Origin of the sequence: Rhizobium sp. BR 250 (genome assembly GCF_047445855.1) — a bacterium.
Lineage (GTDB): Bacteria > Pseudomonadota > Alphaproteobacteria > Rhizobiales > Rhizobiaceae > Agrobacterium > Agrobacterium tumefaciens_I.
Map to the genome: position 1 here is coordinate 63,052 of NZ_JARWKW010000013.1, position 23,465 is coordinate 86,516.

The 23,465-nt window shown below is 59.1% G+C and carries 28 protein-coding genes; 15 read left to right on the plus strand and 13 right to left on the minus strand.

Translation table 11 applies throughout. The annotated features are described in order from the left end of the window. The first annotated feature begins 61 nt into the window (after window positions 1-61). From QD336_RS19695 to QD336_RS19710, 4 genes are all read left to right on the plus strand, one after another. Window positions 62-751 carry a response regulator gene (locus QD336_RS19695; protein ID WP_499171840.1) on the plus strand — a complete coding sequence of 230 codons (690 nt, stop codon included), beginning with the start codon at window positions 62-64 and terminating at the stop codon, window positions 749-751. Continuing rightward, window positions 748-1,803, plus strand: coding sequence for an ATP-binding protein (locus QD336_RS19700; RefSeq protein WP_499171841.1), 1,056 nt, complete (start codon window positions 748-750; stop codon window positions 1,801-1,803). The genes QD336_RS19695 and QD336_RS19700 overlap by 4 nt, the downstream gene beginning before the upstream one ends. A 184-nt stretch (window positions 1,804-1,987) precedes the next feature. Beyond that, the gene (locus QD336_RS19705) at window positions 1,988-3,526 is read left to right on the plus strand and encodes an MFS transporter (RefSeq protein WP_499171842.1); all 1,539 of its coding nucleotides are present in this window, start codon (window positions 1,988-1,990) and stop codon (window positions 3,524-3,526) included. A gap of 67 nt (window positions 3,527-3,593) precedes the next feature. Then, window positions 3,594-4,166 carry a cytochrome b gene (locus QD336_RS19710; RefSeq protein WP_499171843.1) on the plus strand — a complete coding sequence of 191 codons (573 nt, stop codon included), beginning with the start codon at window positions 3,594-3,596 and terminating at the stop codon, window positions 4,164-4,166. 120 nt (window positions 4,167-4,286) lie between these two features. Here QD336_RS19710 and QD336_RS19715 read toward each other — a convergent pair whose 3' ends face one another. Together QD336_RS19715 and QD336_RS19720 are read right to left on the minus strand one after the other, a co-directional pair. Continuing rightward, on the minus strand, window positions 4,287-4,892 hold the full coding sequence (locus QD336_RS19715; RefSeq protein ID WP_499171844.1) for a nucleotidyltransferase domain-containing protein: 606 nt from the start codon (window positions 4,890-4,892) through the stop codon (window positions 4,287-4,289). A gap of 57 nt (window positions 4,893-4,949) precedes the next feature. Then, window positions 4,950-6,296 (minus strand): aminotransferase-like domain-containing protein, encoded by a 1,347-nt coding sequence (locus tag QD336_RS19720; RefSeq protein ID WP_499171845.1) that lies wholly within the window; start codon window positions 6,294-6,296, stop codon window positions 4,950-4,952. A 136-nt stretch (window positions 6,297-6,432) separates the two neighbouring features. Between QD336_RS19720 and QD336_RS19725 the strand changes: the two genes are divergently transcribed. From QD336_RS19725 to QD336_RS19750, 6 genes are all read left to right on the plus strand, one after another. Next, window positions 6,433-6,837 carry a VOC family protein gene (locus tag QD336_RS19725; protein ID WP_499171846.1) on the plus strand — a complete coding sequence of 135 codons (405 nt, stop codon included), beginning with the start codon at window positions 6,433-6,435 and terminating at the stop codon, window positions 6,835-6,837. A 34-nt stretch (window positions 6,838-6,871) separates the two neighbouring features. After that, window positions 6,872-7,495: a LysE family translocator gene (locus QD336_RS19730; protein WP_499171847.1), complete on the plus strand. Its 624-nt coding sequence runs from the start codon at window positions 6,872-6,874 to the stop codon at window positions 7,493-7,495. Between the two features lie 60 nt (window positions 7,496-7,555). Continuing rightward, complete coding sequence (locus tag QD336_RS19735; protein ID WP_499171849.1) at window positions 7,556-8,401, plus strand: PhzF family phenazine biosynthesis protein; 846 nt, start codon at window positions 7,556-7,558, stop codon at window positions 8,399-8,401. A 26-nt stretch (window positions 8,402-8,427) separates the two neighbouring features. Then, window positions 8,428-9,024: an NUDIX domain-containing protein gene (locus QD336_RS19740; protein WP_269344722.1), complete on the plus strand. Its 597-nt coding sequence runs from the start codon at window positions 8,428-8,430 to the stop codon at window positions 9,022-9,024. Window positions 9,025-9,170: 146 nt separating this feature from the next. Then, window positions 9,171-9,722, plus strand: coding sequence for a DinB family protein (locus tag QD336_RS19745; RefSeq protein WP_499171851.1), 552 nt, complete (start codon window positions 9,171-9,173; stop codon window positions 9,720-9,722). A gap of 71 nt (window positions 9,723-9,793) precedes the next feature. Further along, complete coding sequence (locus QD336_RS19750; protein WP_499171853.1) at window positions 9,794-10,213, plus strand: GNAT family N-acetyltransferase; 420 nt, start codon at window positions 9,794-9,796, stop codon at window positions 10,211-10,213. An 87-nt stretch (window positions 10,214-10,300) separates the two neighbouring features. Here QD336_RS19750 and QD336_RS19755 read toward each other — a convergent pair whose 3' ends face one another. Next, window positions 10,301-11,188, minus strand: coding sequence for a LysR family transcriptional regulator (locus tag QD336_RS19755; protein ID WP_499171855.1), 888 nt, complete (start codon window positions 11,186-11,188; stop codon window positions 10,301-10,303). Between the two features lie 126 nt (window positions 11,189-11,314). Here QD336_RS19755 and QD336_RS19760 point away from each other — a divergent pair, with 126 nt between their 5' ends. After that, the gene (locus QD336_RS19760; protein WP_499171856.1) at window positions 11,315-11,668 is read left to right on the plus strand and encodes an antibiotic biosynthesis monooxygenase; all 354 of its coding nucleotides are present in this window, start codon (window positions 11,315-11,317) and stop codon (window positions 11,666-11,668) included. Between the two features lie 124 nt (window positions 11,669-11,792). Here the strand turns inward: QD336_RS19760 and QD336_RS19765 are convergent, their stop codons facing one another. Then, window positions 11,793-12,368, minus strand: a complete 576-nt coding sequence (locus tag QD336_RS19765) for a DUF1349 domain-containing protein (RefSeq protein ID WP_499171858.1) — start codon at window positions 12,366-12,368, stop codon at window positions 11,793-11,795. 273 nt (window positions 12,369-12,641) lie between these two features. Next, window positions 12,642-13,301, minus strand: a complete 660-nt coding sequence (locus QD336_RS19770; RefSeq protein ID WP_269344714.1) for a hydrolase — start codon at window positions 13,299-13,301, stop codon at window positions 12,642-12,644. Window positions 13,302-13,454: 153 nt separating this feature from the next. Here QD336_RS19770 and QD336_RS19775 point away from each other — a divergent pair, with 153 nt between their 5' ends. The 3 genes from QD336_RS19775 (at window position 13,455) to QD336_RS19785 (ending at window position 15,725) form a co-directional block, all read left to right on the plus strand. Then, the gene (locus QD336_RS19775; RefSeq protein WP_499171859.1) at window positions 13,455-14,351 is read left to right on the plus strand and encodes a LysR family transcriptional regulator; all 897 of its coding nucleotides are present in this window, start codon (window positions 13,455-13,457) and stop codon (window positions 14,349-14,351) included. 280 nt (window positions 14,352-14,631) lie between these two features. Next, window positions 14,632-15,252: a TetR/AcrR family transcriptional regulator gene (locus QD336_RS19780; RefSeq protein ID WP_499171860.1), complete on the plus strand. Its 621-nt coding sequence runs from the start codon at window positions 14,632-14,634 to the stop codon at window positions 15,250-15,252. 29 nt (window positions 15,253-15,281) lie between these two features. Beyond that, a complete protein-coding gene (locus QD336_RS19785) occupies window positions 15,282-15,725 on the plus strand; it encodes an SRPBCC family protein (protein WP_499171861.1) in 444 nt (147 codons plus the stop codon). Window positions 15,726-15,896: 171 nt separating this feature from the next. On the opposite strand, the gene QD336_RS19790 is transcribed toward QD336_RS19785, so the two are convergent. Further along, window positions 15,897-16,847 (minus strand): phytanoyl-CoA dioxygenase family protein, encoded by a 951-nt coding sequence (locus QD336_RS19790; protein ID WP_499171862.1) that lies wholly within the window; start codon window positions 16,845-16,847, stop codon window positions 15,897-15,899. A gap of 248 nt (window positions 16,848-17,095) precedes the next feature. Then, window positions 17,096-17,869, minus strand: coding sequence for an SDR family oxidoreductase (locus QD336_RS19795; protein WP_499171863.1), 774 nt, complete (start codon window positions 17,867-17,869; stop codon window positions 17,096-17,098). Window positions 17,870-17,956: 87 nt separating this feature from the next. On the opposite strand from QD336_RS19795, the gene QD336_RS19800 reads away from it, so the two are divergent. After that, the gene (locus QD336_RS19800) at window positions 17,957-18,607 is read left to right on the plus strand and encodes a TetR/AcrR family transcriptional regulator (RefSeq protein ID WP_499171864.1); all 651 of its coding nucleotides are present in this window, start codon (window positions 17,957-17,959) and stop codon (window positions 18,605-18,607) included. An 85-nt stretch (window positions 18,608-18,692) separates the two neighbouring features. Here the strand turns inward: QD336_RS19800 and QD336_RS19805 are convergent, their stop codons facing one another. From QD336_RS19805 to QD336_RS19830, 6 genes are all read right to left on the minus strand, one after another. Continuing rightward, entirely contained in the window at window positions 18,693-19,367 is a 675-nt protein-coding gene (locus QD336_RS19805; RefSeq protein ID WP_499171865.1) for a 4-carboxy-4-hydroxy-2-oxoadipate aldolase/oxaloacetate decarboxylase, read from the minus strand. Window positions 19,368-19,465: 98 nt separating this feature from the next. Further along, on the minus strand, window positions 19,466-20,302 hold the full coding sequence (locus tag QD336_RS19810; RefSeq protein WP_269344707.1) for an ABC transporter substrate-binding protein: 837 nt from the start codon (window positions 20,300-20,302) through the stop codon (window positions 19,466-19,468). Window positions 20,303-20,333: 31 nt separating this feature from the next. Continuing rightward, complete coding sequence (locus tag QD336_RS19815) at window positions 20,334-21,098, minus strand: amino acid ABC transporter ATP-binding protein (RefSeq protein ID WP_269344706.1); 765 nt, start codon at window positions 21,096-21,098, stop codon at window positions 20,334-20,336. Further along, a complete protein-coding gene (locus tag QD336_RS19820) occupies window positions 21,095-21,853 on the minus strand; it encodes an amino acid ABC transporter permease (protein WP_499171866.1) in 759 nt (252 codons plus the stop codon). The genes QD336_RS19815 and QD336_RS19820 overlap by 4 nt, the downstream gene beginning before the upstream one ends. Then, window positions 21,850-22,557: an amino acid ABC transporter permease gene (locus QD336_RS19825; RefSeq protein ID WP_499171867.1), complete on the minus strand. Its 708-nt coding sequence runs from the start codon at window positions 22,555-22,557 to the stop codon at window positions 21,850-21,852. The genes QD336_RS19820 and QD336_RS19825 overlap by 4 nt, the downstream gene beginning before the upstream one ends. Next, window positions 22,554-23,333, minus strand: a complete 780-nt coding sequence (locus tag QD336_RS19830) for an SDR family oxidoreductase (RefSeq protein WP_499171868.1) — start codon at window positions 23,331-23,333, stop codon at window positions 22,554-22,556. The genes QD336_RS19825 and QD336_RS19830 overlap by 4 nt, the downstream gene beginning before the upstream one ends. Between the last annotated feature and the right edge of the window lie 132 nt (window positions 23,334-23,465).

Here is a 23,465-nt window from a genome sequence, read left to right on the forward strand (position 1 = left end):
CGGTCGGCGCTCGACTGCGGATGCGTTCGATGGCATTGATGGGTCAAGGAGCTTAAAGATCATGGCAGCATTGGTTTTGATCGCCGAGGATGACGTTCAAATTGCCGAAATCCTTCAGGCCTATCTGATCAGGGAAGGATTTCGAACCGTTCACGCCCGTGACGGCAAGGTGGCGCTGGACCTGCATCGGTCCCTGAAGCCGGATATCGTCCTGGCGGATGTGACGATGCCGCGCCTCGATGGTTGGGAAGTCCTCGCGGAGATTCAAAGGCGCGGGCATACACCGGTCATCATGATCACCGCTCTCGATCAGGATGTCGACCGGCTGCAGGCATTGCGGATCGGTGCGGACGACTACATCGTGAAACCATTCAATCCGATCGAGGTCGTGGCCCGCGCCAAGGCGGTGTTGCGGCGGGCGGGCCTCAGCCAGGCCGGACCGATGATACGGGTCGGAGATCTGACACTGGATCTCGACAGCTATCAGGCGCGTATCGAAAAGGATGGCGTTGCGACCCCGCTTTCCCTGACCCTGACCGAGTTCAGGCTGCTTGCGCATCTTGCCAGAACACCCAGCAAGGCGTTTACGCGCGGCGAACTGGTCGATGCCTGCCTTCCGGGTTCCGACGCGCTCGACCGTACCGTGGACAGCCACCTCAGCAAGTTGCGCAAGAAACTCGAACAATCGGGCGGTGAAGGCATGCTCGTCAGCATACGCGGCATCGGTTACCGGCTCGCGGTCGAGCCATGATGCTGAAGGGCCTCAGCCGACAGATCCTGCTTGCAATGTCTGCGATGACCGTCATCGCCGGTCTCGTCGTATTCTTCGGCACCTATATCGCCTTCAGCATCATATTCTATTTCTATCCCTGGTCGGAATCGACGGACAATTGGTTGACGGGCGTCGATTTCATCATCCTGTCGGTGCTGATCTTCATCGCCCTCATCGTCGCGGCAATCGCATCGGTAAGGCTGGCCCGGCGCATTCTGGAGCCGCTGGAATCCCTTGCTTCAAGCGCCAGGCGCATCAAGGATGGCGATCTGTCCGCGCGCGCGTCTCCCGGAGATCACTCGCTTGGAGAGACCGCACATCTCGTCGGAGACTTCAACGCCATGGCGCAACGCCTTCAGGACATGGCGGCCGATATGCAGCTATGGAATGCTACCATCGCCCACGAATTGCGCACGCCGCTGACGATTTTGAAAGGCCGTCTGCAAGGCATTATCGATGGCGTGTTCGATCCTGACGAAACGTCGTTGCAGGCGCTCGTTCTGCAGGTGGATTCGCTTGCCAGACTTGTGGAGGATCTGAGAACCGTGACGCTCGCCGATAGCGGTCGCCTCGACCTCCAGATCGAGCCGGTGCGGCTCGGGGAAGAGATAAGCAAGCTGGCGATGGTCATGGAGCCTTCGCTGAAGAGTGAAGGTTTCGAACTCCGGCTCAACCTTTGCGATGTGACGGTGCGTGTCGATGCAATGCGCATCCGCCAGGCGCTTCTGGCACTTGTGACCAATGCCCGCCGTTATGCGGTGCGAGGCGCGATCGACATAATGCTTTCCGTCGAGAATGATGTGGCCATCATTCGCGTCATTGATGAGGGCCCCGGACTTGGGAGCGATATCGCCCCATGGGCTTTCGAACCCTTTCAGAGGGGAACGCAATCCGGTTTGCAGGGAGGAAACGGATTGGGCCTTTCCGTCGTCCGTGCAATCGTCCAGGCACATGACGGAAAGATCCGGTATGCGCCTTCGGAAAAGGCAGGCGCCATGTTCGAGATATCGCTCGGGCAGCCGATCCCGTGACAGCCAGGGAAGACGGCACCGAACCGCAGCCTTCCTTCGCCTCCATATATCCTCCACATTCCCTCCATCAAAATGCAAAGCCGGGCCGGTAAGAGCGAAAGGTGGAACAGATCATCGCCCGCCCGCAGATGGGTGGTCGCGATATCCGCAATCCGGCAAATATGCGTAATTACTGGTGAAAAAAATGACGGTCTCCCTCGACCCGAATGGTGTCCCCTCTCCCGCACAGTTGCAGAAGCGAAGATGGCTGATCCTTTTTGCGGTCATGCTCGCTTTCCTGCCCGTTGTTCTCGACATGACGATCCTCCATATCGCCGTGCCGTCGCTGACCCTGGCCTTGCAGGCATCGACAACGGAGGTGCTTTGGATCATCGATATCTATTCCCTGCTCATGGCCGGCCTGCTCGTGCCGATGGGAACGCTTGCCGATCGTATCGGCCACCGCAAACTGCTGCTGTGCGGCCTCGCGATTTTCGGAATGGCCTCGATCGTGGCGGCTTTTTCGGTGACGCCCGAAATGTTGATCGGCGGACGGATTCTGCTCGCCTTCGGTGCTGCGATGATCATGCCCTGCGTTCTCGGCATCATCCGGCGTACATTCGAGGACCCGGGCGAACGGGCCATGGCGCTGGGGCTTTGGGGAACGGTCGGAGCGGCGGGCGCCGCCGTCGGTCCGCTCGTGGGCGGTGCTCTGCTGGAGCATTTCTGGTGGGGTTCCGTTTTCCTGATCAACGTGCCGGTATTGTTTCTGATCTTTCCGATCATCGCCTTTGCCCTGCCGCGAAAAGAGCATCACGCTCCGGGTCGATGGCAGATCGGCCAGGCGATGTTGCTGATTGTCGGCATTATCGGATTGGTCTTTGCCGCAAAATCCGGATTCGGCGGCAAGGAGCCGCTCTGGGTCATTGTTCTTGCCCTGGCTGTCGGCGCCGCGGCTCTCCTTTTGTTCGTCAGAAGTCAACGTGCTGTCGCGGAACCCATGCTCGATATGTCCCTGTTTTCACGGCCCGCCATCGTGACGGGCGTCGGCATGGCGATCGTGACCGCCGGGGCGCTTGCCGGTGTGGAACTGACGCTCGCGCAGGAACTCCAGTTCGTCCTTGGCAAATCCCCGCTTGACGCAGGTCTTTTCATGCTGCCGATCATGGTTGCGGCCGCCGCTGGCGGTCCGGTCGCCGGCTTTCTGTCAAATCGTTTCGGCCTCAGGGCAGTGGCGACGCTGTCCCTTTCGACCGCGGCCATTTCCCTTGTGGCGCTGGCGCAGTCCGATTTCCATCGGCCCGGCGTCCTCGTTCCGGTTTTGCTGGCAGTGCTGGGGTTGGCCTTGAGCATTGGCCTCACCGCCTCATCGATCGCCATCATGGGAGCGGTGGAGGCGGAAAAAGCTGCCGCGGCGGGCTCACTGGAAGCCACTGGCTATGAACTCGGTGCGGGCCTCGGCATCACCTTTTTCGGCGTGGCATTGTCGGCAATCTATGCCGGCGCGATGACTGCGCCCTCCGGCATTCCGGTCGAGCTTGTGGAAGCGGCAAGCCGGTCGATCGGAGATACCTATGTATTGGCCGGCAAGCTTCCCGACGACCTTGCCGGGTCGCTGGTGGCCGCCGGCAAGAACGCGTTTTCCAGGGCGCATGCCCTGCTTTTGACGGCGGCGGGCGCATTGATCGCCATTCTTTCGGCGGCAGTTTTCTTCGCCCTGAGGAATGCAAGGGCAAGCCATTGAGCCTCCCAGCCACAATTGACCCAGGTCTATCCAATCAGGATGGACGTTCATTACGGAGAATATTCGGATGTCAGATGTCACAATAAAGGGTTCTTCGGTGAGATATCCCTTGCCGATCCGCTGTCTGCACTGGGTAAGGGCCGCGCTGGTGATCGGCCTCATCGCCTCCGGCTGGTATATGACGCGCCTGCCGGAGAGCGACATGGCGACCGCCTCGTTTTTCTATCCCAACCACAAGCAGTTCGGCGTTATGGTCTGGTTGCTTGCGCTCGTTCACCTTGCACTTCGCTGGCGCTACAGCAAAATCCTGCCCTCGACCCCGCCGGTTCTGGCGCCCTGGGAGAAAACTCTCTCACATGTGGTGCACCGGCTTCTGATCCTTTTGACCCTTCTCGTTCCGCTCCTCGGATACTCGCTTTCCAGCAGCTTCTCGCAGAGCGATGGTGTCCCCTTCTTCGTCATATCGCATCTGCCGGAACTGCTTCCCAAGAACGACAGCGCCTTCGTGGTTTTCCAGACGCTTCATCGATATGGCGCCTATAGCCTCCTGGTCCTGATCGCCCTTCATGTGCTGGGTTCGCTGAAGCACAGGCTGATGGACAAACATGGACCGACCGATGTCATCCCCCGGATGTTTTGACCTCGACCAACGATGCCTGGGATACAAGCCATAGTCGCGCGAAAATCCCTGTCCGATTCGACACCGTGCCCGGCCTTGCGAAGGCTCAAGGTGTTTTTCGCGCGCTTGTTTCCTGTCATCTCACACGAGTGCCCATTCGTGACCGGGATGCAGGAGATCAAGGCAATCCCTCAACCACCGGCGCTCCGATGGGGATAGTTTCGGGTGGGCATTCATGAAGTCTTCCTCATCCTTCGGGCGCCTGTGCTTCGCCTTGAACAGGAGCACGGCGGAGGGATTGAGGTAAGGGATACCATCTGCCGTCAACGACACCATCTCGATACGGGGCCCGGTAATTGCCGGGTCTCTTTTATAGACCCACATGTCATTCGTTCCGGGTTCGATCATCATGTCGGCGCGCCAGCACCCGGCAATGCGATCGAAACACCATATCTGGAAGATCTCCATCGCCGGTTCCCGATCCGCCGGCAGCAGTTCCAGCACGCCGTCATTGACGGTGTAGAATTCCATATCCTTCAGTTCATGCCGGAAAACGCCCAGATCCTCACGCAGGATCGTGAATTCCAGATCCTCATGTTCGCGCATTTTCCTCCCGTGCCACAGATCTAGAGCCCAGCCGCCAACGACGCACCAGGGTCTCGATACGCCGCTCAGCCGCCGGGACAGCTCAGCAGGGCTCCAGGGCTCCCACGCATTCTCATCCGGTACGATCGGGTAACGGTCCATGTCTGTACGGGCTCTCTTGTCTGATTGTCGTGCTGGTGGTTTTGCGTTTCGATGGCGTCACGCCAGCCGCCTCAGCAGCCCCGCAAGCGTGGTCAACGCCCCGGTCAGGTCATCGAATGCGGGGCCGCCGAGGCAAAGCCGGATGCCGCTTGCCTGATCCTGCCTATCCACCATCATGGTATCCGGAGGGGTCAACCTTATGCCGTTCGCTGCGGCGATGGATGTGAAGTGATTGGCGGCCTCGCGTTCCATCGGTAACCAGACATTGTATGCATCGGGGTGCGAGACAAGTTCACTCGCACCCAGCAGGGAAACCGCGAGGCTGGAGCGTCGCCGCGCCTCATGGCGCAGATCGCGCTGGATCGACGAGATGACGCCGGTCGTCAGCCAGTCCTCGACTACCGCGCAGGAGAGTGCCGAGGGAGCCATGGGCACATCCTGCAACAGGCGCTCCGCTGCATCCTTCCGTCCCGCCGGCAGCGCCAGCACGCCGATCTGCAAACCGGGGCCGAGCGACTTGGACAATCCATTCACATGAAACGAAATATCGGGAGCCAATGCCGCCAATGGGTAAAAATCCGGATCGGATGCCGCATAAACACCGTCCTCGATAATCGAGACGCCCGCCCGGCGACAAATATCCACAATGGCCTGCCGCCGCGCCATGCCCATCGTCGCAGTTGTCGGATTGTGCAATGTCGGCGTCAGATAAATCGCCCTGCCGCCGTGCGGTTCCACGCCCTTGAGCGCTTCGGCAAGCGCGTCGGGCACCATTCCCTCGGCATCGATCTCCACACCCTGCACCCGGCACCCTTTGCGCCGAAGAAGTGCGAGCGCGCCTGGATAGGTGATCCGCTCGGTCAGCAGCAGGCCATCCGGGCCACAGGCAAGATCGAAGGCCAATGCCAGCGCCTGGCGGGCGCCGCTCGTCAGCACCAGATGCGATGGATCAACGGGCAGACCCAGCGTTTCGAACCAGCGGGCCAGCACGCGCCGATGTTCCACATGCCCGGCGGGCGGAGCGTAGAGATTAAAATGATCCGCATCGATCCTGCGCGCGATGCCGGTCAGCGTTTTTGCCAGAATGTGGGCGTTGAGCGTGGCGGGCGGCGCGTTGGACGAGAGGTCGATCTGCCGGTCGTTATGGGCTTCCTGAAGCGCCACGAATGTTCCCCGCCCCTTGACGCTGCGCGTCAGGCCGCGCCGTTCGAGCACGGCATAGGCCTTCGTCACCGTGCCGAGGCCCACGCCCAGTTTCCATGCGAGGTCGCGATGGGCGGGCAGACGGTCGCCGCCAGCCAGCCGCCCTTCGATAATGTCATCGGCAAGCGCAAACACCAGCCGTTCGGCGGCATTCGCCTCGATGTTTGCGAGGTGCGGGGTCCAGGGGGATTGCAGCAGCAAGGTCGCGGCCTCTTTAAAAGTGTCACGTTACACTATTTCAATAAACAGCAAGTGTAACATGAGCTATGAGGAAGCCAAATGAAATCCACATTTTGCGGCGCCTGCCGGCCACCACCGCTTGCGTATTGAGGTTTGAATGTTCAGCCATGTAACCGTTGGAACGCGTGATCTTCAGCGGGCGGGACGTTTCTATGATGCCCTGCTCGCGCCGCTTGGCCTGATACGCCGGGCCATCACGCCCGATGGCGGGCCTGCGGCCCTTTGCTGGGTGACAGCGCACGCTCCATTGCCGCGGTTTTATGTCTATCATCCCTTCAATGGCGAAGCGGCAACGGCCGGTAATGGCGGCATGGTCGCCTTTCTGGCACCGTCGAAAGAAGCGGTGAGCGAGGCCCATGCCGGCGGTCTGGCTCACGGAGGAACGGACGAAGGCGGCCCCGGTCCGCGCCCGCACTATGGCGACGGCTATTTCGGCGCCTATCTGCGTGATCCCGATGGCAACAAGGTCCATATCGTCCATCGCGGCGATCTCCCGCACTAATGCGGAAAACGTCTGATTTCCGGAGAAAGCCCGAATGTTCGCCAGCCAGCTCGCCCTCGTCTACGGCACCTACCTCATTGCCACCGCCAGCCCGGGGCCAAGCAACATGGCAATCATGGCAACGGCGATGCGTGACGGGCGCCTGCCGGCCCTTGCTTTGGCAGCAGGCGTCATCACCGGTTCACTGTTCTGGGCGATCCTGACGGCGACCGGCCTGTCCGCCGTGCTCACCGCCTATGCCCAGGCGCTTTTCGTCATCAAGATCGTTGGTGGGGCATATTTGCTGTATCTGGCCTTCCGTGCCGGCAGATCAGCCCTCAAACCGGTCTCCGATTTTGCAGGGACGATCACGGAGCGCGCGGTGCCGCGCTATCGATCGCTCTATCGGCAGGGGCTTTTCATGCATATCGGCAACCCCAAGGCCATTCTGTCGTGGATAGCCATCATGTCGCTCGGGTTTCGCACGGACGCGCCTGCCGGCATGCTACCGGCAATCATCGGCGGCTGCGCCATTCTCGGCGTCACCGTGTTCGGTGGTTATGCCTTGCTTTTCTCGACCTCCTCGATGATCGCACTTTATACCAGATTACGGCGCTGGATCGAATCCGTGCTCTCTGCTGTCTTTGCGGTTGCGGGTCTCAAACTGCTTGTCTGGTAGAGCTAAAGGCCCACTCTCCGTCCGCGACCGCCCGTTGATCCGAACTGAAAGAACGATGTCATGACTTTTGCTATCCATATGATCGATGTGTTCGGCGCCGGGCCGCTTTCCGGCAATCCGCTGACCGTCGTCACGGGCGCCGACAACCTGACGACCGATGAAATGCAGCGGTTAACGCAGTGGTTCAACCTGTCTGAAACCACATTTCTCTTGCCGCCCACCCATCCCAAGGCTGACTACCGGGTCCGAATATTTTCGCTCGACCGGGAAATGCCCTTTGCCGGGCACCCCACGCTGGGCAGTTGCCACGCCTGGCTGTCTGCCAACGGTTCACCCAAAAACGAAACGGGCATCATTCAGGAATGCGGTGCCGGGCTGGTTCCGATCCGGCACGCGCATGGGCGGCTTTCCTTTGCCGCCCCGCCGCTTGTCCGTTCCGGTGCACCGACGCCGGCTGAGCTGGAAGAGGCGCGGCAACTATTGGGGATCGAGGCTCATGACGTCCTTGATGCCGCCTGGATCGATAATGGTCCCGGATGGCTGGGGATCAGGCTGGCATCGGCCGAAAAGGTGCTTTCCATTGATCCGGTTCGCAGCTGGCCCGGGCGCATTGATGTCGGTGTGGTTGGCCCCCACGCGAAAGGCGGCGAGGCTGCCTTTGAGGTTCGCGCCTTCTTCAGCGATCATCTGGGCGCCATCGCCGAAGATCCCGTCACCGGAAGCCTCAATGCCTCGCTGGCGCAATGGCTGTTTGCCACGGGCACGGTCGCGGCAGATTATGTCGCCGCTCAGGGGACGCGTCTCGGCCGGCACGGTCGCGTTTACCTGAGCCGCGATGAGACCGGCGTAATATGGGTGGGTGGTGAAACACGTACACATGTCGAAGGCCGATTGCTCGGCCTTTGAAAGACAGATGAAAACGAGGTGACTTGATGAATGACAGTGTTTACCGCCCAATTGCCGAACGCGTGTTGGCGGATGATTGGGGTCGGCTGACCAAGTATGAATATGAACTCCGGCTGCGGGACGGAAGCTGGCAGAAGCAGACCCGGGAGGCCTATGACCGCGGCAACGGCGCGACATGCTTGCTCTACAATCCGGCAAACGGCCATGTCCTTTTGACCCGCCAGTTCCGATTGCCGGTTCTCTTGAATGGCGGTCTGGAATCGCTGATCGAGACACCGGCAGGGCTGCTCGAAGGCGCAGAACCGGCGACGCGAATGCGTGCGGAACTGATGGAGGAGACCGGTTACGAGGTTTCCGAACTCACACACCTGTTCGATATCTATATGAGCCCCGGCTCGGTCACCGAATATCTCGCCTTTTTCCACGGCGAATATGCCGACACACACAAAGTGGGTGCAGGCGGCGGTTCCGCTGACGAGGGAGAAGATATCGATGTGCTCGAAATCCCCCTGCCGGAGGCGATGCGGATGATCGATCGTGGCGACATTCGCGATGCCAAGACGATCATTCTGCTCCAGCATCTTGCCATCCGGCTTTTACAGGAAAAGCACGGATCGCTCTGATCCCGGTCCACGGACATTGGCGGTTCGGGACAGGCATGGATCATATTTCCATGGCCGACCCGCAAAACCGTTTCCGGCCCGGCGCAGGCAGCGCCGGACCGACCCGATCGTTGCTTTGAAGTTGCAAACCACCAAGGAGTTCCAGCATGTCTTCCGCCTCGCTCAGCCCAACCCACGCGCACGCCGCATCGGCGGCAGATACCCTGAAAATGCTGGTTCGCTACAAGGCCTGGGCGAATGGGCTGACCTTCGGCAGCGTGATGGAGCTGCCGGATGGCGAGGCTCTTCGGCAGCGGCCGACCCGGTTCGGAAACATGGTGCATACATTGAACCATGTTTATGTGGTGGACGATATTTTCAGGCACCACCTGCAGGGAAAGAAACACGGTTACACCGCGCGCAACACCGAGCATACACCGGCAATCGGCGATTTGTGGGACGCGGTGCAGGGCATGGACCGCTGGTATATCGATCTTGTCGACACATGGTCGGACGAGGACCTCGCCAAAGCCGTTCATTTCGAATTTGTTGGCGGAGGAGAAGGCGTCATGACCCGCGAGCAAATCGTGCTTCACGTCGTCAATCATGCCACCTATCACCGTGGTTTTGTCGGCGACATGATGTATCAGGTGCCTTTCACACCACCGTCAAACGATCTTCCCGTATTCATCAGGGATCATTTTCGCCGCACCCTGTGAGTGCTCGGGATAGAGGTCAGTAACACCGGCGATCAGTTTTCGCGAGCGCATCGGCTGAATGGAGATACGGAATGCCTGTTTTGGAAATGAAGCTCGATCCAAACGAAGATGACCGCAATGCAATCCTCAACCCCCTGCTCGCCTTTAATGATTCGAAGGCGGGAGAGGATGGCTACAAGCCGCTCGCAATTTTACTGCGCGATGATGAGGGCAGAATCCAGGGTGGCCTGTGGGCGAAATGCTATTATGAATGGCTGTTCGTCGAGTTGCTGTTCGTGCCCGAAGCCATGAGGGGCCAGCAACTGGGGGCGAAGCTTCTGGCGCAGGCGGAGCAATGGGCGAAGGACGAAAACTGCGTCGGGATTTGGCTCGACACATTCAGCTTTCAGGCTCCAGGTTTCTATGAAAAGCAAGGATACTCCGTGTTCGGCAAGCTGGAGCGATATCCCCCCGATAAGCATGCGAGAATATTTCTGCGAAAGTTGCTTTGATCGTCGACGCAAGATCCGCCTGGGCCTCTTCCCGTTCGCAGCCATCACCGGGAGTCGTGGCTGGTACTCGTTTCACCATTCTTGCGATCATCTGGCGAAAAGATTGGCGGCCATGTAGTCGACAAACGCCCTGACCTTTGGAGAAAGATATCGATTGGTCGGCCAGAGTACGCAGAAAGTTCCCGTATCGGCCACGTAGTCGTCCAGGAGCGAAACCAGTTTCCCCTGGGCGATTTCGGATGCCACGGCAAATGAAGGAAGACAGGTGATCCCGAATGATCGCTCCGCGAGGTAGATCAATGGCTCCAGCGTGCTGGCAACTGTTGCGACCGGCAGATCGATCCTGATCTCGCATCCGTCGCGAACCAGCGGCCACGGTTCAAACTTTCCGGAATTCGCGAAACGGTGATGGAGGCAGCGGTGCCCGGCGAGATCCTCGGGAACCGCCGGCCAGCCATGCGCTTCGAGATAGCCGGGTGCCGCCACGATCCTGTGTTTGAAGATGCCGAGCTTGCGGCTCATCAGCCGTGTATCCCTGATATCGCCGGTCCGGATGACGGCGTCGAACCCTTCCTCGATGACATCCACCAGGCGATCGGTGAAATCCAGGTCGAGATTGATGTCTGGATAGGTATTCATGAAGGCCGATATTGTCGGCATCAGGAGCATGCCCGCCAGGGGAAGGCTGACGCGCAGCTGCCCGCGCGGAGCGGCCTGCGATCGCGATAGCTGCGCCTGAACGGTCTCATATTCCGACTGGATGCGTCTGCATGTATCGAGGAAGAAACCGCCATCCTCCGTCAGGGTCATGCTGCGTGTCGAGCGATTGAACAATCGCACGCCCAGTTCATCTTCCAGACGGGCGATGGCCTTGCCGACGGCCGATCCGGAGATGCCGAGACGATGTCCGGCCGCCACGAAGCTTCCCGCTTCCGCGACCTGAATGAATATGCCGAGTGTTCCGAGCTTGTCCATGATCCGCGATTAAGGAATTTTCTTCCTGTATGTTGAGAATAGCAGCCCGTTTATCCGCTATTTCCCTTCCGATATCCAGATGCGGCCGCGGCGAAATTGGCCCCGGCTTCACAAATGGAGATATTTATGGAAACGACACCTCTTGCAGCTTTTACGGGCTCTCCCACCCCCACGACCTTCGTTGTCAACGTCATTCACGCTCACCCCGGAAAACAGGAAGAAGCCTTCGCCATCATTCAGGATGTCGTACACTACGTCGCTGAACGGAAAGAAGGGTTCCTCTGGAGCAGCCTTGCGAAAAGCACGGATGGGCAGACGGTCGTCAACGTCGAGGCCATTCAGGGAACCGGCAATGTCGATGAGTTCTTTTCCGATCCGGTATTCGTTGAAAAATTCCGCAAGCTGGACACGGTTTCGAAAAGCGAATTCCACACCTACACGGTTGGCGATCTGGTTCTCCCCAAACCCGGCAAAGCGTGACCGGCATCGCATCCGGTTCTTGAAAAATGCGTCGGGTCGCAAGCTGTTCAGGGGGAAGTTTCCCCCTGTCACGGGCCCGCGCAGGCGGCTACGGCCGCTGACGGGATGGCGTTCCCGACATTCCTCACGTCAAATCATGAAGAGCCTTACGGAGTGGAGGTCCTATATGAAACTCCGAAAACGTCACCTCCAGGCCCTCACGCTCGGGTGTGCAGCACATCGGACCAACCTGATAGAACTGAGCTTCCGGAAACGGGCAAAGTTTGAGAAGAGGCCACCGGATGCCGTCTCCAGAGGTCTGGAGGCGCAAGACACCATCGGCAACCGTGACGCGAAGATAAAGATCGCGCGGGTCCCCGGAATAGGCGGTTGTAGACCAGTCGGAGCGATCCACGGTCAGGACACTGCCTATGCAGGCAGCGCCATCCGATAGCTCAATGCCAGCCTTGATCCAACGGGATCCGTCGATCCGGACCATGATCCCCGCCTGATCGTATAATTCCTCATAATTGCCCTGAACACGCAGCGAAGCGGTGAAATCGCCCTGCCACTGCCTTCCGAAGAAATGCCCGCTATCACGCGTAAAACCGTAATAGGTCTCCCGCCAGAAATCGGAGTTTTTGTCGGTAGTTAGCTGCAGGACCCCGTCGCTGAGCGACCATTGCTGCGGCTCATTGTGCCAAACACACTTCTCGAACATAGGGTCCCCTTACGGATAAAATGTAACTGCAAGCCTGACCGCGTTCGCAACACGGAAGCAATGGAGTTGTACGTAAAGGGAGGCTGGCTGACCAGCGGGCACTGCGCTTGTGATCCAGTAATGGCGGCTGACAGATGCCGGAAATTCATCACGCCCACCATCAAGCCGCCGGGGCTTCAGACACGTCCACCTGTCATGAAAAACGGACGCTGTGGTTCAACACACCGTCCGCACTGTCGCGATGGGTCATTCGACCCCATCGTGCCTTTGTCTTTAGTGACCGCTTTGGGTGGCCGGTACCGGCGTATTGAGCAGCTGCTGTTCCCAGAGATAGGCGATGCCGCTGCCGGCAAAGTGCTGGATGAGGATCTCGGTCAGCTGCTCGACATGTCCGGTGCGGGCCCAATCGCGTTGCCATTCGCCAGCGAGCGCCATTACTGTCATCGGGTTCGCGCCAGCCGCGATCATCCGCTGGATAGCGACTTCGTGAGACTCCTTCGAAATCCCGCCCGATGCGTCGGTAATCACGGTCACGTCCCAGCCCTCGCCGGCGGCCTGGATCACAGGCATCGCCACGCAGACCTCGGTCCACAGGCCGGCGATGATCAGCTGCTTGCGGCCGGTCGCCTTGACGACGTTCACCACATTCTCGTCCTGCCAGGTGTTCACCCAGGTGCGATCGATGACCTCCTGGCCCGGAAATACGTCGGTGATCTGCTTGAAGAGAAGACCGCCGCGCGCCGCGATGACACTGGTCAGAATGGTCGGAACATCGAAGGCTTTTGCCAGCTTCGCCAGCGCAGTTGTGCTGTTGACCACCGCTTGCGGATCGTGGCTGTTCAGGTTCGCCAGCTGGTAAGGCTGGTGGTCGATCAGAACAAGGACGGAATCTTCGGGACGGAGAAGGGAATCAAGGCCGTTACGAAAGGTCATGGTTTCATCCTGTGTTGGCGATTTATTGAAAGCGCATTTGCTCAAGAGGCATGCGCCCTTCGAGACGCTGCCGCAGAACGAACTTGTCATTCCTGTTTATGCTGCGGTAGTCCCTGTCTATGCTAAGCTGTGTCGCAGAATGAGGAACACCGAGTGGATATCGAAGATCTCCGGACATTCGTCGAAGTCGCTGACGCAGGTGGTGTCACCTCCGCCGCGCTGCGACTGGGCGTCTCCAAGTCGATGGTCAGCCGCCGGCTCGTGCGGCTTGAAGCGGAGCTTGGGGTGCAGCTTCTGGCGCGATCCACCCGCGGCGCTTCTCTGACAGAGGCTGGCGCAACATTCCGGGACTATGCGGCAAGGATTTCGGCCGAAATCGATGTGGCGAGGGAGACAATCCTGCCGGCCGGTGAACTCCGTGGACGCCTGCGGATTGCCGCGCCTCTTTCCTTTGGCCCGACGCATTTCGCATCAGTGATCGCGCAAATGGCGCTCCGGCATCCTCAACTCCAGATCCAGACCTGTTACAGCGATCGTTTCGTCGACCTCATCGCGGAAGGATATGATTGTGCGATCAGGGTCGGCATTCTTCATGACTCGAACCTGGTCGCAAGACGCGTCGGTCCCCTCCACGGGACCTTCGTTGCAAGCCCGGACTATATCAAGGTCCATGGTTCTCCGGAGACCCCGGAGGAACTCGTCGCCCATCAGGCTCTCATGCAGGGAACGGAAGTCTGGCAGGTGATGGATGGGGACAAGGTGATAACCGTTCGCCCGCAGGGACGTTTCAAGGCCGACAACGGAGCGGCTCTCGCTGTCGCCGCAGCAGCCGGCCTGGGTATCGCCGTGCTCCCTGTCGATCTCATAAGAGATCATCTGGGCTCGGGCGCGCTGGTTCCGGTCATGAAACGTTTTCCACCGCCGCCTGCGGGAATATATGTCGTCAGACCGCCCGGGCAGCATCCTGCGCGAAAAATCCGGGTGTTGACCGAAATGCTGATCGAGTGCTTCGACCATGGCCCGGCTTTGCCGAAGACTGCTAACCCGTAATATCGCACGCTTCCCGGCGACACCCATCATTGCGCAGCCTCATGCGCGGCCCCGCTGTTTGATCCCTCGAAATCAGGGCGCCACCACAACGCGCCGGCGGGTCGGATGTCTCCCCATGCACATGCGTTTTCGGTGCCCCCGCTGCCGACCGCCAAAAGCATTCTGATGTCGATACCGGCGAGCGCACGAGCCGTTTCGGTTGGGGATATCTCTTCGGTGAAAAATTTCCATTGATTAAATACCAACTAGTCTGTATTTAATTGCCCAAGGGAGACTTAACGTGGCACGGAAGCAGAACCCATCAACCAGACCGAGCTTGCTGGAGGCGGCCTTCGCCGTCATTCGGACCAAGGGTTATGCCGCAGCCACAATCGACGATGTCTGCGCGAAAGCCGTCCTTTCCAAGGGCGCATTCTTTCACCATTTCTCCAGCAAGGAGGAGATGGCCGTCGCGGCAGCGGATCATTGGTCGCATGTTACCGGCGCGGTGTTTGAAACCGCACCTTACCATGATGCGCCTGACCCGCTGGAGCGCCTGCTGAACTATGTCGCTTTCCGCAAACAATTGATCCAGGGCGAGCTGCCGGATTTTACGTGCTTCGTCGGCACGATGGCGCAGGAGGTCTATGAAACCAGCGATGCGATCCGCGAGGCATGCTGGGACAGCATTTCGGGTCATGCCGGCACGCTGGTTGCCGATATCGAGGCCGCCATGGACCAATATGGCGTCGCAAGGACATTTACCGCCGAAAGCCTTTCCCTGCACATCCAGGCCGTCATCCAGGGCGCTTTCATTCTGGCAAAGGCGAGCGGCGACCCACAGCAGGCCGTCGGAAGCCTCGACCACCTTCACCGCTATATCCGGCTGCTCTTCAGCCCGGAGACTGATCGACCACGTTGAATGACAATGCATCAACAGGAGGAGAAACCATGCCTAGCACCATTCGTCTACACCGCGTCTTCGCCGCCAAACCCGAGAAGCTTTATCGCGCCTTCCTCGAACCGGACGCAATTTCAAGCTGGCTCCCGCCATTCGGGTTTACCTGCACCGTTCATGAACTGAACGCGAAAGTCGGCGGAAACCACCGGATGTCCTTCCGAAATTTCACGACCGGCGACAACCATTCCTTCGGCGGCACCTATCTTGAACTCGTGCCGGGAGAACGTCTTGTCTATACGGACCGGTTCGATGATCCCAACCTGCCCGGCGAGATGAAAGTCACCGTCAGCCTGAAGGCCGTTGCATCCGGCACCGAGGTGAACATCGAGCAGCAGGGCGTGCCGGACATCATTCCCGCCGACGCCTGCTATCTGGGCTGGCAGGAGTCCCTGCGCAAACTTGCAAAGCTCGTGGAGCCGCAAATCAACCAGTAAACAGGTGGCGAGGGTCTAAACCGCGCGCGCATGTCCGTGAAGGCTCCGGGTACACAGACTCGTCTTTCGTACCCGGAGCCTTTCCGCGCTGGCGGGCGCGGCGAGTATCTATTCTCTTCAGTGGCAATGAATGCAGGCTGAATGTCATCTGCCTGCCGGTTGGCGAATGACCTAGCGGACGACCGGCTCGCCATGATAGCGCCGCTTTGACGGCCTGGAGACACCAAAGCCCACCTCCATCATCAGGCGTGGCGTGGTTTTGGCAGGTGTCCCCATATGAAAGCCGAAGGGGTCTTCAACGAAGCCGGTTCCCGCCTTGCCGGTCAATTCGACAACGTTCTCGGACCCGTAATATTCCAGCACTTCCTCTGCGGGATGGCCCACGAGAAGTGTGAGCTGATGCTTCAGCCGCCGGCGATTGTGGCTGCCGCGGACATAGATGTGAGGGCCGGCATCGCTATCGACATCCGAGAGGTAGAAGAAGAATTTCAGCATGCGCCAATCATCGAGATCGAAATGATATTTAAAGGAGGCGCGGCTCAAATCCTCTTCCGATGCTGATTTTGTTGGAAAGCTCCACCAGGTTCGTGTCGTGATCAGCTTGGCTTCACCACCGAGATAGTGTCTGGCAATATCGAGAAGCAGCGGATCTCTTTGAACCGCCAGTGCGGCATCACATTGCATCACCCTCTCGAAATGATGCCCGCTCAGGATGGTCCGCCCGAAACGCTGCTCGGCCTCCGCATGCTCTCCGGCAAGCAATTCGAGCTTCCGTTCGAAATTGCCGAAACAGGGCGTTTCACAGCCGAACCTGAAAAGCTCCTGCTGGATATCCTTTGGCAGCGGCAGACCGGTAAAAATTCCGGTACGCCGCAACTCGTCCGCGACGACTTCGGGCTTGAGGTTCCCGAACATCGAGGGCACTGTTTCCACGGAACGAGGCACGCGGCGGGCGGTCAGCCAGTGTGCTTTGCGAAAGGGCATCGTGCGGGCGAGCATGAACATTGGCAGCCAGGCCGGATTTTCCCGCAGGTCGGTCAGGTAGGTTGGTATGCGAGCCGCCATGCGCTGAAATTTGCCGCCACGGCGGGCGACGGTTTCCAGATCGGGAGTGGATGACATCCAGGATCCTCGTAGATGTTGACACGAACTGCCACCCTCCCAAGAGACGGGTCAACTTAGTCACCTGCATATGATGTTGCAAAGCAGCAAAAATAGTGGATGACAACAGGTAGCGCTGCCACCCTCACAATCCGGCATTTCCCTGTTTTCACGATCATCAGGCGATGCGGATCAAGCAAAACCTCGCTCGCGGCACCGGGCGAAACCGCCCGACGCCGCTCGTCCGGGGTTATTTGCAGAGCCTCGGCTCAAAGCCGCGCACCGCCTGTCGCGTCGATCATCTGTCCCGTGGTCCAGCGGGCATCCGTCGATGCGAGGAATGTGATGACGTCCGCAATATCGTCGGCATGGCCGAGACGGGAAAATACAGACAGGGCTTCCGCACCCGCGCGGGCTTCCGGCGCCGCCAGCCATCCGGCGTTCATGTCGGTCTCAGTCACCCCCGGCAGTACCGCGTTGACCGTAATGTCGCGCCGTCCGAATTCCGGGGCAAGCGCCAGCGTCAAAGTCTCAAGCGCCCCCTTGGATGCCGCATAGGCTGGATGCGTCGGCGCCGCGATGCGGGTGAAACCGGTCGAGACATTGATGATGCGGCCGCCATCGCGGATATGGTCAGCCGCAGCCTGAATGAGAAAGAAGGGCGCCTTGAAATTGATCGTCATCAACTCGTCGAACGCCGCTTCGGTCGTCTCTTTCAACGGCGTAGCCGGCGCGATACCCGCATTGTTGACCAGAATATCCAGCGATGGCGAGCCCGTGAAGGCAACCGCGGACTCCTTGAATTGCTCCCAAAGGCTGTCTGTCGCCACCTTCCCCTGGCGAAGATCGGCATTGAGGGCGACTGCCTTCGAGCCGAGGGACTCGATCTCGCGGATCGTTGCCTGTGCCGCCTCCACATTCGCAGCGTAGTGAACGCCGATAAGGGCTGCCCCCTCCTTCGCAAATGCCAGCGCGGCGGCGCGGCCGATACCACGTGAACTTCCCGTTATCAGGGCTACTTTGTTCGATAGTCGTTGAGACATGGATCACTCCGTTGCGATTTAACTAGTGATCGATATAATAAGAGGCACTCATGATCTGTCAATATTTTTATAGCGATCGATACAATAATGTCTGAAACGATGCGAAAACGCGGCAGGCCGCGCCGGCTCGACAGGGATGCGGGGCTTGATATCGCAGCCCGGCTGTTCTGGGAGCGTGGCTACGAGGGAACCTCGATAGCGGATCTTACCCATGCGATGGGGATCACGCCGCCGTCTCTTTATGCGACCTTCGGTTCGAAGGAGGAATTGTTCCGTCTGGCGCTTGATCACAGCATTGCGCAGCAAAGCCAGCGCCGCTCCGAAATATTGCAGGCACCGATACCGGCCCACGAGGCGCTCGCCGCCTATCTATATGACATTGCTGAAGGAGACACGCAGCCCGACAAACCGCGCGGATGCATCGTTTCGACCGCAGTTCTCCAGCATTCTGAAGAAAACGCCTCCGTCGCCCGCACAACGGCCGCGTTGCGCGAGGCGTCGATGCAGATTCTCAAGGCACGGTTCGATCGCGCCGTCAGCGAAGGCGAACTTCCGGAACAAACCGACACGGACACGCTTGCACGTTTTTATGGCGCCATCATTCAGGGCATGTCCGCGCAGGCCTGCGATGGTGCATGTACGGTGAGATTGAAGGCCTTGATCGACGTCGCGCTAACGGCCTGGCCCGGGAACCGCTCCAGTTCAGTGAAGCACGACGCCGCTGACCACCAAGACTGAAGCCCGCCGGCGGCATGTCGCGTACCGGCGCCCAGTCGGCCGCCGGCGGGGCTCAGGCCCATGAGGCCGAGCCCGCCCTTCACGTTCAGATGTCGACAACCAGCCCCTTGGCCTTCAGCACCGGTTCCAGATTACTGACCTCGATTACCGATTTGCCCTGTTTATAGGCCTCTATGAAACCAGCCTCGGCATCTTCGCGGGCCTGCGACAGCCGTGCGGCTTCCTGCGCTTCCGCGCGACGGACCACGACCAGACCATCGGCATCACCAACGACAATATCGCCCGGATTGATGATTTCGCCGCCAACGATAATGCTGTCATTGACTGCCGCAATGGTTTCCTTGACGGTTCCCTTGATGCAGACGCTGAGGGAAAACACCGGGAAACCGAGGTCTCGCAATTGCAGCGTATCGCGCACGCCCGTGTCCGTCACCAAACCGCCGATACCTTTTGCGAGGCAGGCATTGGCCAGAACATCACCGAACGAACCCGCTTCCTCATATTCGCCGGACGAAACGACAATGATATCGCCGGGCTTGGCGTAGTTGATCGCAAGCTGCAGCATGATGTTGTCACGCGGCGCGCATCTGACGGTGAAAGCGGGACCACACAGCTTCATCCGGTAATCGACTGGCTTGAGACGAGAGGACAAAGCACCCCTTCGACCCTGCGCCTCATGGATGGTGGCGGGCGAAAACTTCGAAAGCGCTTCGATGTCCGCCTTGCTTGGCCGTTCTGCTATATCTTTGATGTGGATCATAAAACCTCCCACGGTAAGGCTGGCGGCGGGAACGTCCCGCCGCTTGCATTTGAGTTCAGGTGAATATTGAAATCGCTGCTGCGGGCTAAGCCGGCAGATCAGGGGATCGGGTCGAACTTCAGCTCGGAAAGCGGGACGACCTTGTCGGTGCGGGTCATCTTGTATTCCGTATCCGGGCCGAGCCACTTGTTCCAGATCGTGTTGATCTCGCCATCGGCATCGAGCTTGCGGAGAATTTCATTGATCTTGGCGGTCAGGGCCGGGTTGTCCTTCGCCATGCCGATGCCGATCGGCTGATAGAGCATCGGCTCTTCGATCATCCGCATGGGCTTGCCCTTGGTCTTGGATTCATTGACGAATTTTGTGGTCGTCATGGTGTTGGCCACCATGCCGCGCGCCTTGCCCTGCTGAACGGCGAGATAGGCAGACGCCGTATCCTGGAAGGTCAACGGCTCCGACTTGTTGAGCTTGATCGACATTTCCGAGGTCGAGCCCTTGGTCGAAGCGACACGCTGGCCTTCATAATCGGCCTTTTTCTTGCCGGCATCGTCAACCGGAACGATCAGCATTTCCTTGGCGAGATAATAGGGATCGCTGAACTGGATCTGCTCGGCGCGGCTTTGGGTATAGGCTAGATTGGCAACGGTGATATCGACGCGGCCGAGCTTCACTTCGGGAACGCGGGCCTCGACAGATACGGGCTTGATCTCCGCCTTGACCCCAAGTTCCTTCGCGATGGCCTTGCAGAGATCGACATCAAAACCGGCCATCTCGCGGGTTTTCGGATCCGGCGCGGCGAAGGGAACGACATCCGCGAAGGTCGCGCAGCGCAGCGTCTTGTTCGCCGTGATGGTATCGAGTTGATCCGCTGCGGCGGGCGAAGCGGCAGCCGTTCCCAAAACTGCGGCGGTAAGTGTAAGGCATTTCCAGTTCATTGCTGTTCTCCTTTTATATTATTGGCTGTTATCAGTGACGCAGATCGGCGAGGAACCGCTGCGCGCGCGGATGGCGGGGTGTCTTGAAGAATTCTTCCGGTGTCGCTCTTTCGAGTATTTCGCCGGCGTCGATGAACCAGATGCGGTCCGCAACTTCACGCGCGAAGCCCATTTCGTGGGTGACGCAGAGCATGGTCATGCCTTCCGCCGCCAGGCCCTTCATCACGGCCAGCACTTCGCCGACCATTTCCGGATCGAGCGCGCTTGTGGGTTCATCGAACAGCATGACGGGCGGCTCCATGGCAAGCGCACGGGCAATCGCCACACGCTGCTGTTGCCCGCCGGACAATTGACCGGGATAAGCGCCAGCCTTGTCGGCGAGACCGACACGCTCAAGCAGAGCGAGTGCCTTTTGCCGTGCGATATCCGGCGAGACGCCCTTTACGCGGATTGGCGAAATCGTGACGTTTTCGACAACGGAAAGATGCGGAAACAGATTGAAGTTCTGGAACACGAAACCGATGCGGCTGCGCAGAAGGTTCAGTTCCTTGGTGCGCGTGGCGGCGTGAATGTCCTGCCCATCAAGCGTGATCGAACCGCTGTTGATTTCCTCCAGGCGATTGACGGTACGGATCAGGGTCGACTTGCCGGAGCCGGAAGGGCCGCAGATGACGACCACCTCACCGCGCGCCACTTCGGCGTCGATATTCTTGAGGACCTGATAGTCGCCATAACTCTTGCAGACATTCGAGATGCGGATCGTCTGCTGGGGCGTCGATGATGCGGTCGTGGTCATGGCTGCTCCGTTAAGATTTTGGCCTGCGTCAAGGACGGCTGATGCGGGCGGCCCGCCACGCCGGCACGGCGGCGGGCGATGCGGCGTTCGACGGCATTTGCGAGATAGGTCAGGCTCCAGCAGAGGGCGTAATAGACCACCGCAAGAATGAGAAATACCTGGAAGGGCTGCGTCAGAAGCTGGTTGTTCACCTGGCTCGCTGCGAAGGTGAGATCAGGCACGTTGATGACATAACCGAGCGTCGTGTCCTTGATCGTCGCCACGAAGGTCGAGATCATGCTGGGGATCATGTTGTAGAGCGCCTGCGGCAGGATGATGAAGCGCATCGCACTGCCGTAGCTGTGGCCAAGCGCTTTTGCCGCATCCATCTGCCCGACACCGAGGGCGACGATACCGGCCCTTACCACTTCACTCAGGAATGCGCCCTGATAGACGACAAGCGTTGCCAGCATGATGGCGAAACTGGGCACGTCGGCACCGGTCCAGAGCGGGATGAGGAAATAGGTCCACAGGATGAGCATCAGCAACGGCACGCCGCGCGTGACATAGACCAATGCCGTCACCGGCCAGCGCAGGACGCGCCATGCCGACAAACGCGCCAGCGCCATGAGGATGCTCACCGGAAAAGCGAGCGCGATGGCGAGTGCGGAGAGAATGAGCGTATTCACGAGCCCGCCGAGAGGGCCATTCGGATATTGGCCGATCAGCAGCAGCAGCCAGTAATCGTGAATGATGGTAACGATATCCCCGATCATGCGCGCGCCCTCCAGGCCGGATCAAGGCGCATGGACAGATAGGCACCGACCCCCATGATCAACAGCGAGAAGAAGAGATAGAGAACCGTGCCGACGAGATAGATTTCGAAGGTCTGGAAACTCAGATTTTCGATTTCCTTGACCGCATGGGTCAATTCAGACGCGCCGATGACAAGCGCCAGACTGCTGTTCTTGAACAGGGAGACACTGTGATTGATGAGCGGAGGCAGCGCATTGCGCACACCCTGCGGCATGATGATGAAACGCATAGCCGAGAGATAGCTGTGTCCCAGCGCCTTTGCCGCTTCCATCTGCCCCGGACTGACCGAGCGTAGACCGGAACGCAGATCCTCGCTGAAATAAGCCGCCTGACACAGGCCGAGACCGACCACAGCGAAGATCGCTTCAGCATTATGGTCCGTCAACCAGCCTGTCAGGCCGGAAGGCAACAGCGTGAAAATACCGAAGTACCACAACATCAACTGCACCAGTGTCGGCACGTTGCGGTGATAGGAAACATAGGCCGCGACAAGCCGATCCCCGAAGCGGGAAGGCGAAAATCGGATGCAGAGCAGGATGAGCGCAAGCGACATGGCAAGCGACCACGAACCTATGAAGATGATGAAGGTCATCTCGATGCCGTGCACCAGCATCGCGATATATTCCTGATTGCTCAGGATAGCCGAAAGGTCAAAGCCGCTCACGGCTTCTGCTCCTTCTTTGCGCCGTCCTCGGCTGTGGCCTGGGGCTTGGCTGTTTGAAGGCCGCCCATGACCTGCAATGTCGGGGTAATTTCCATATGGCCGATATTGACCGCGACCGGCGCAGCAATGGCAAAACCGATCGCATCGGCAATGTCTTCCGCCTTCGGCAATTCGAAACCGTCGATGAAGCGCTCTCGTACGCTTGGATCATTGCCGTGGACGTGGTTGAAGATATCCGTCGCCACGCGGCCGGGGCAGATTTCCGTCACGCGCACGCGCTTGCCGAATGCGTCGATCCGCAGCTGGTTCGAGAGCATGGCAACGCCAGCCTTCACGGCGTGATAGGTGGAATTGCCGCCGAAATTATAATTCCCGGCGATGGATGAGATATTGATGACGTGGCCACGATCGCGCTCAACCATGCCCGGAACGATCAGCCGGCAGATATGAAGGACGGCGCGTAGATTGACGTCGACCAGAAGATCAATGTCGGCTTCATCCGCCTCGAGAAACTTCTTCGGGCGATCGACGCCGGCATTGTTGACCAGAATATCAAACGGCACCCGGCTTGCGAGATCGGCAATCGCAGCACGATCCGTCACGTCGATGACATGCGCGATACAGCCGGTCCGCTCGGCGAGTTCCTTCAATGCATCGGCACTGCGGGCGATGGCATGGACTTCAATGTTTTCGCGGCGCAGCCGCTCGACGACTGCGGCACCGATACCGGATGATGCGCCAGTGACCAAAGCGGTCTTGTAATCGGAAAATGGCATTCTGATCCCCTTTTCGTTGCCATAGAGATTAGCGAAGCTTTATTTGCTTGCCTAAGACCGATTACTTTTGGAGTAATAAGCAACTTTTATGGAGCCCGAAGCGCCATGGTTTCCGGGCAAAAAGCCTAAGGA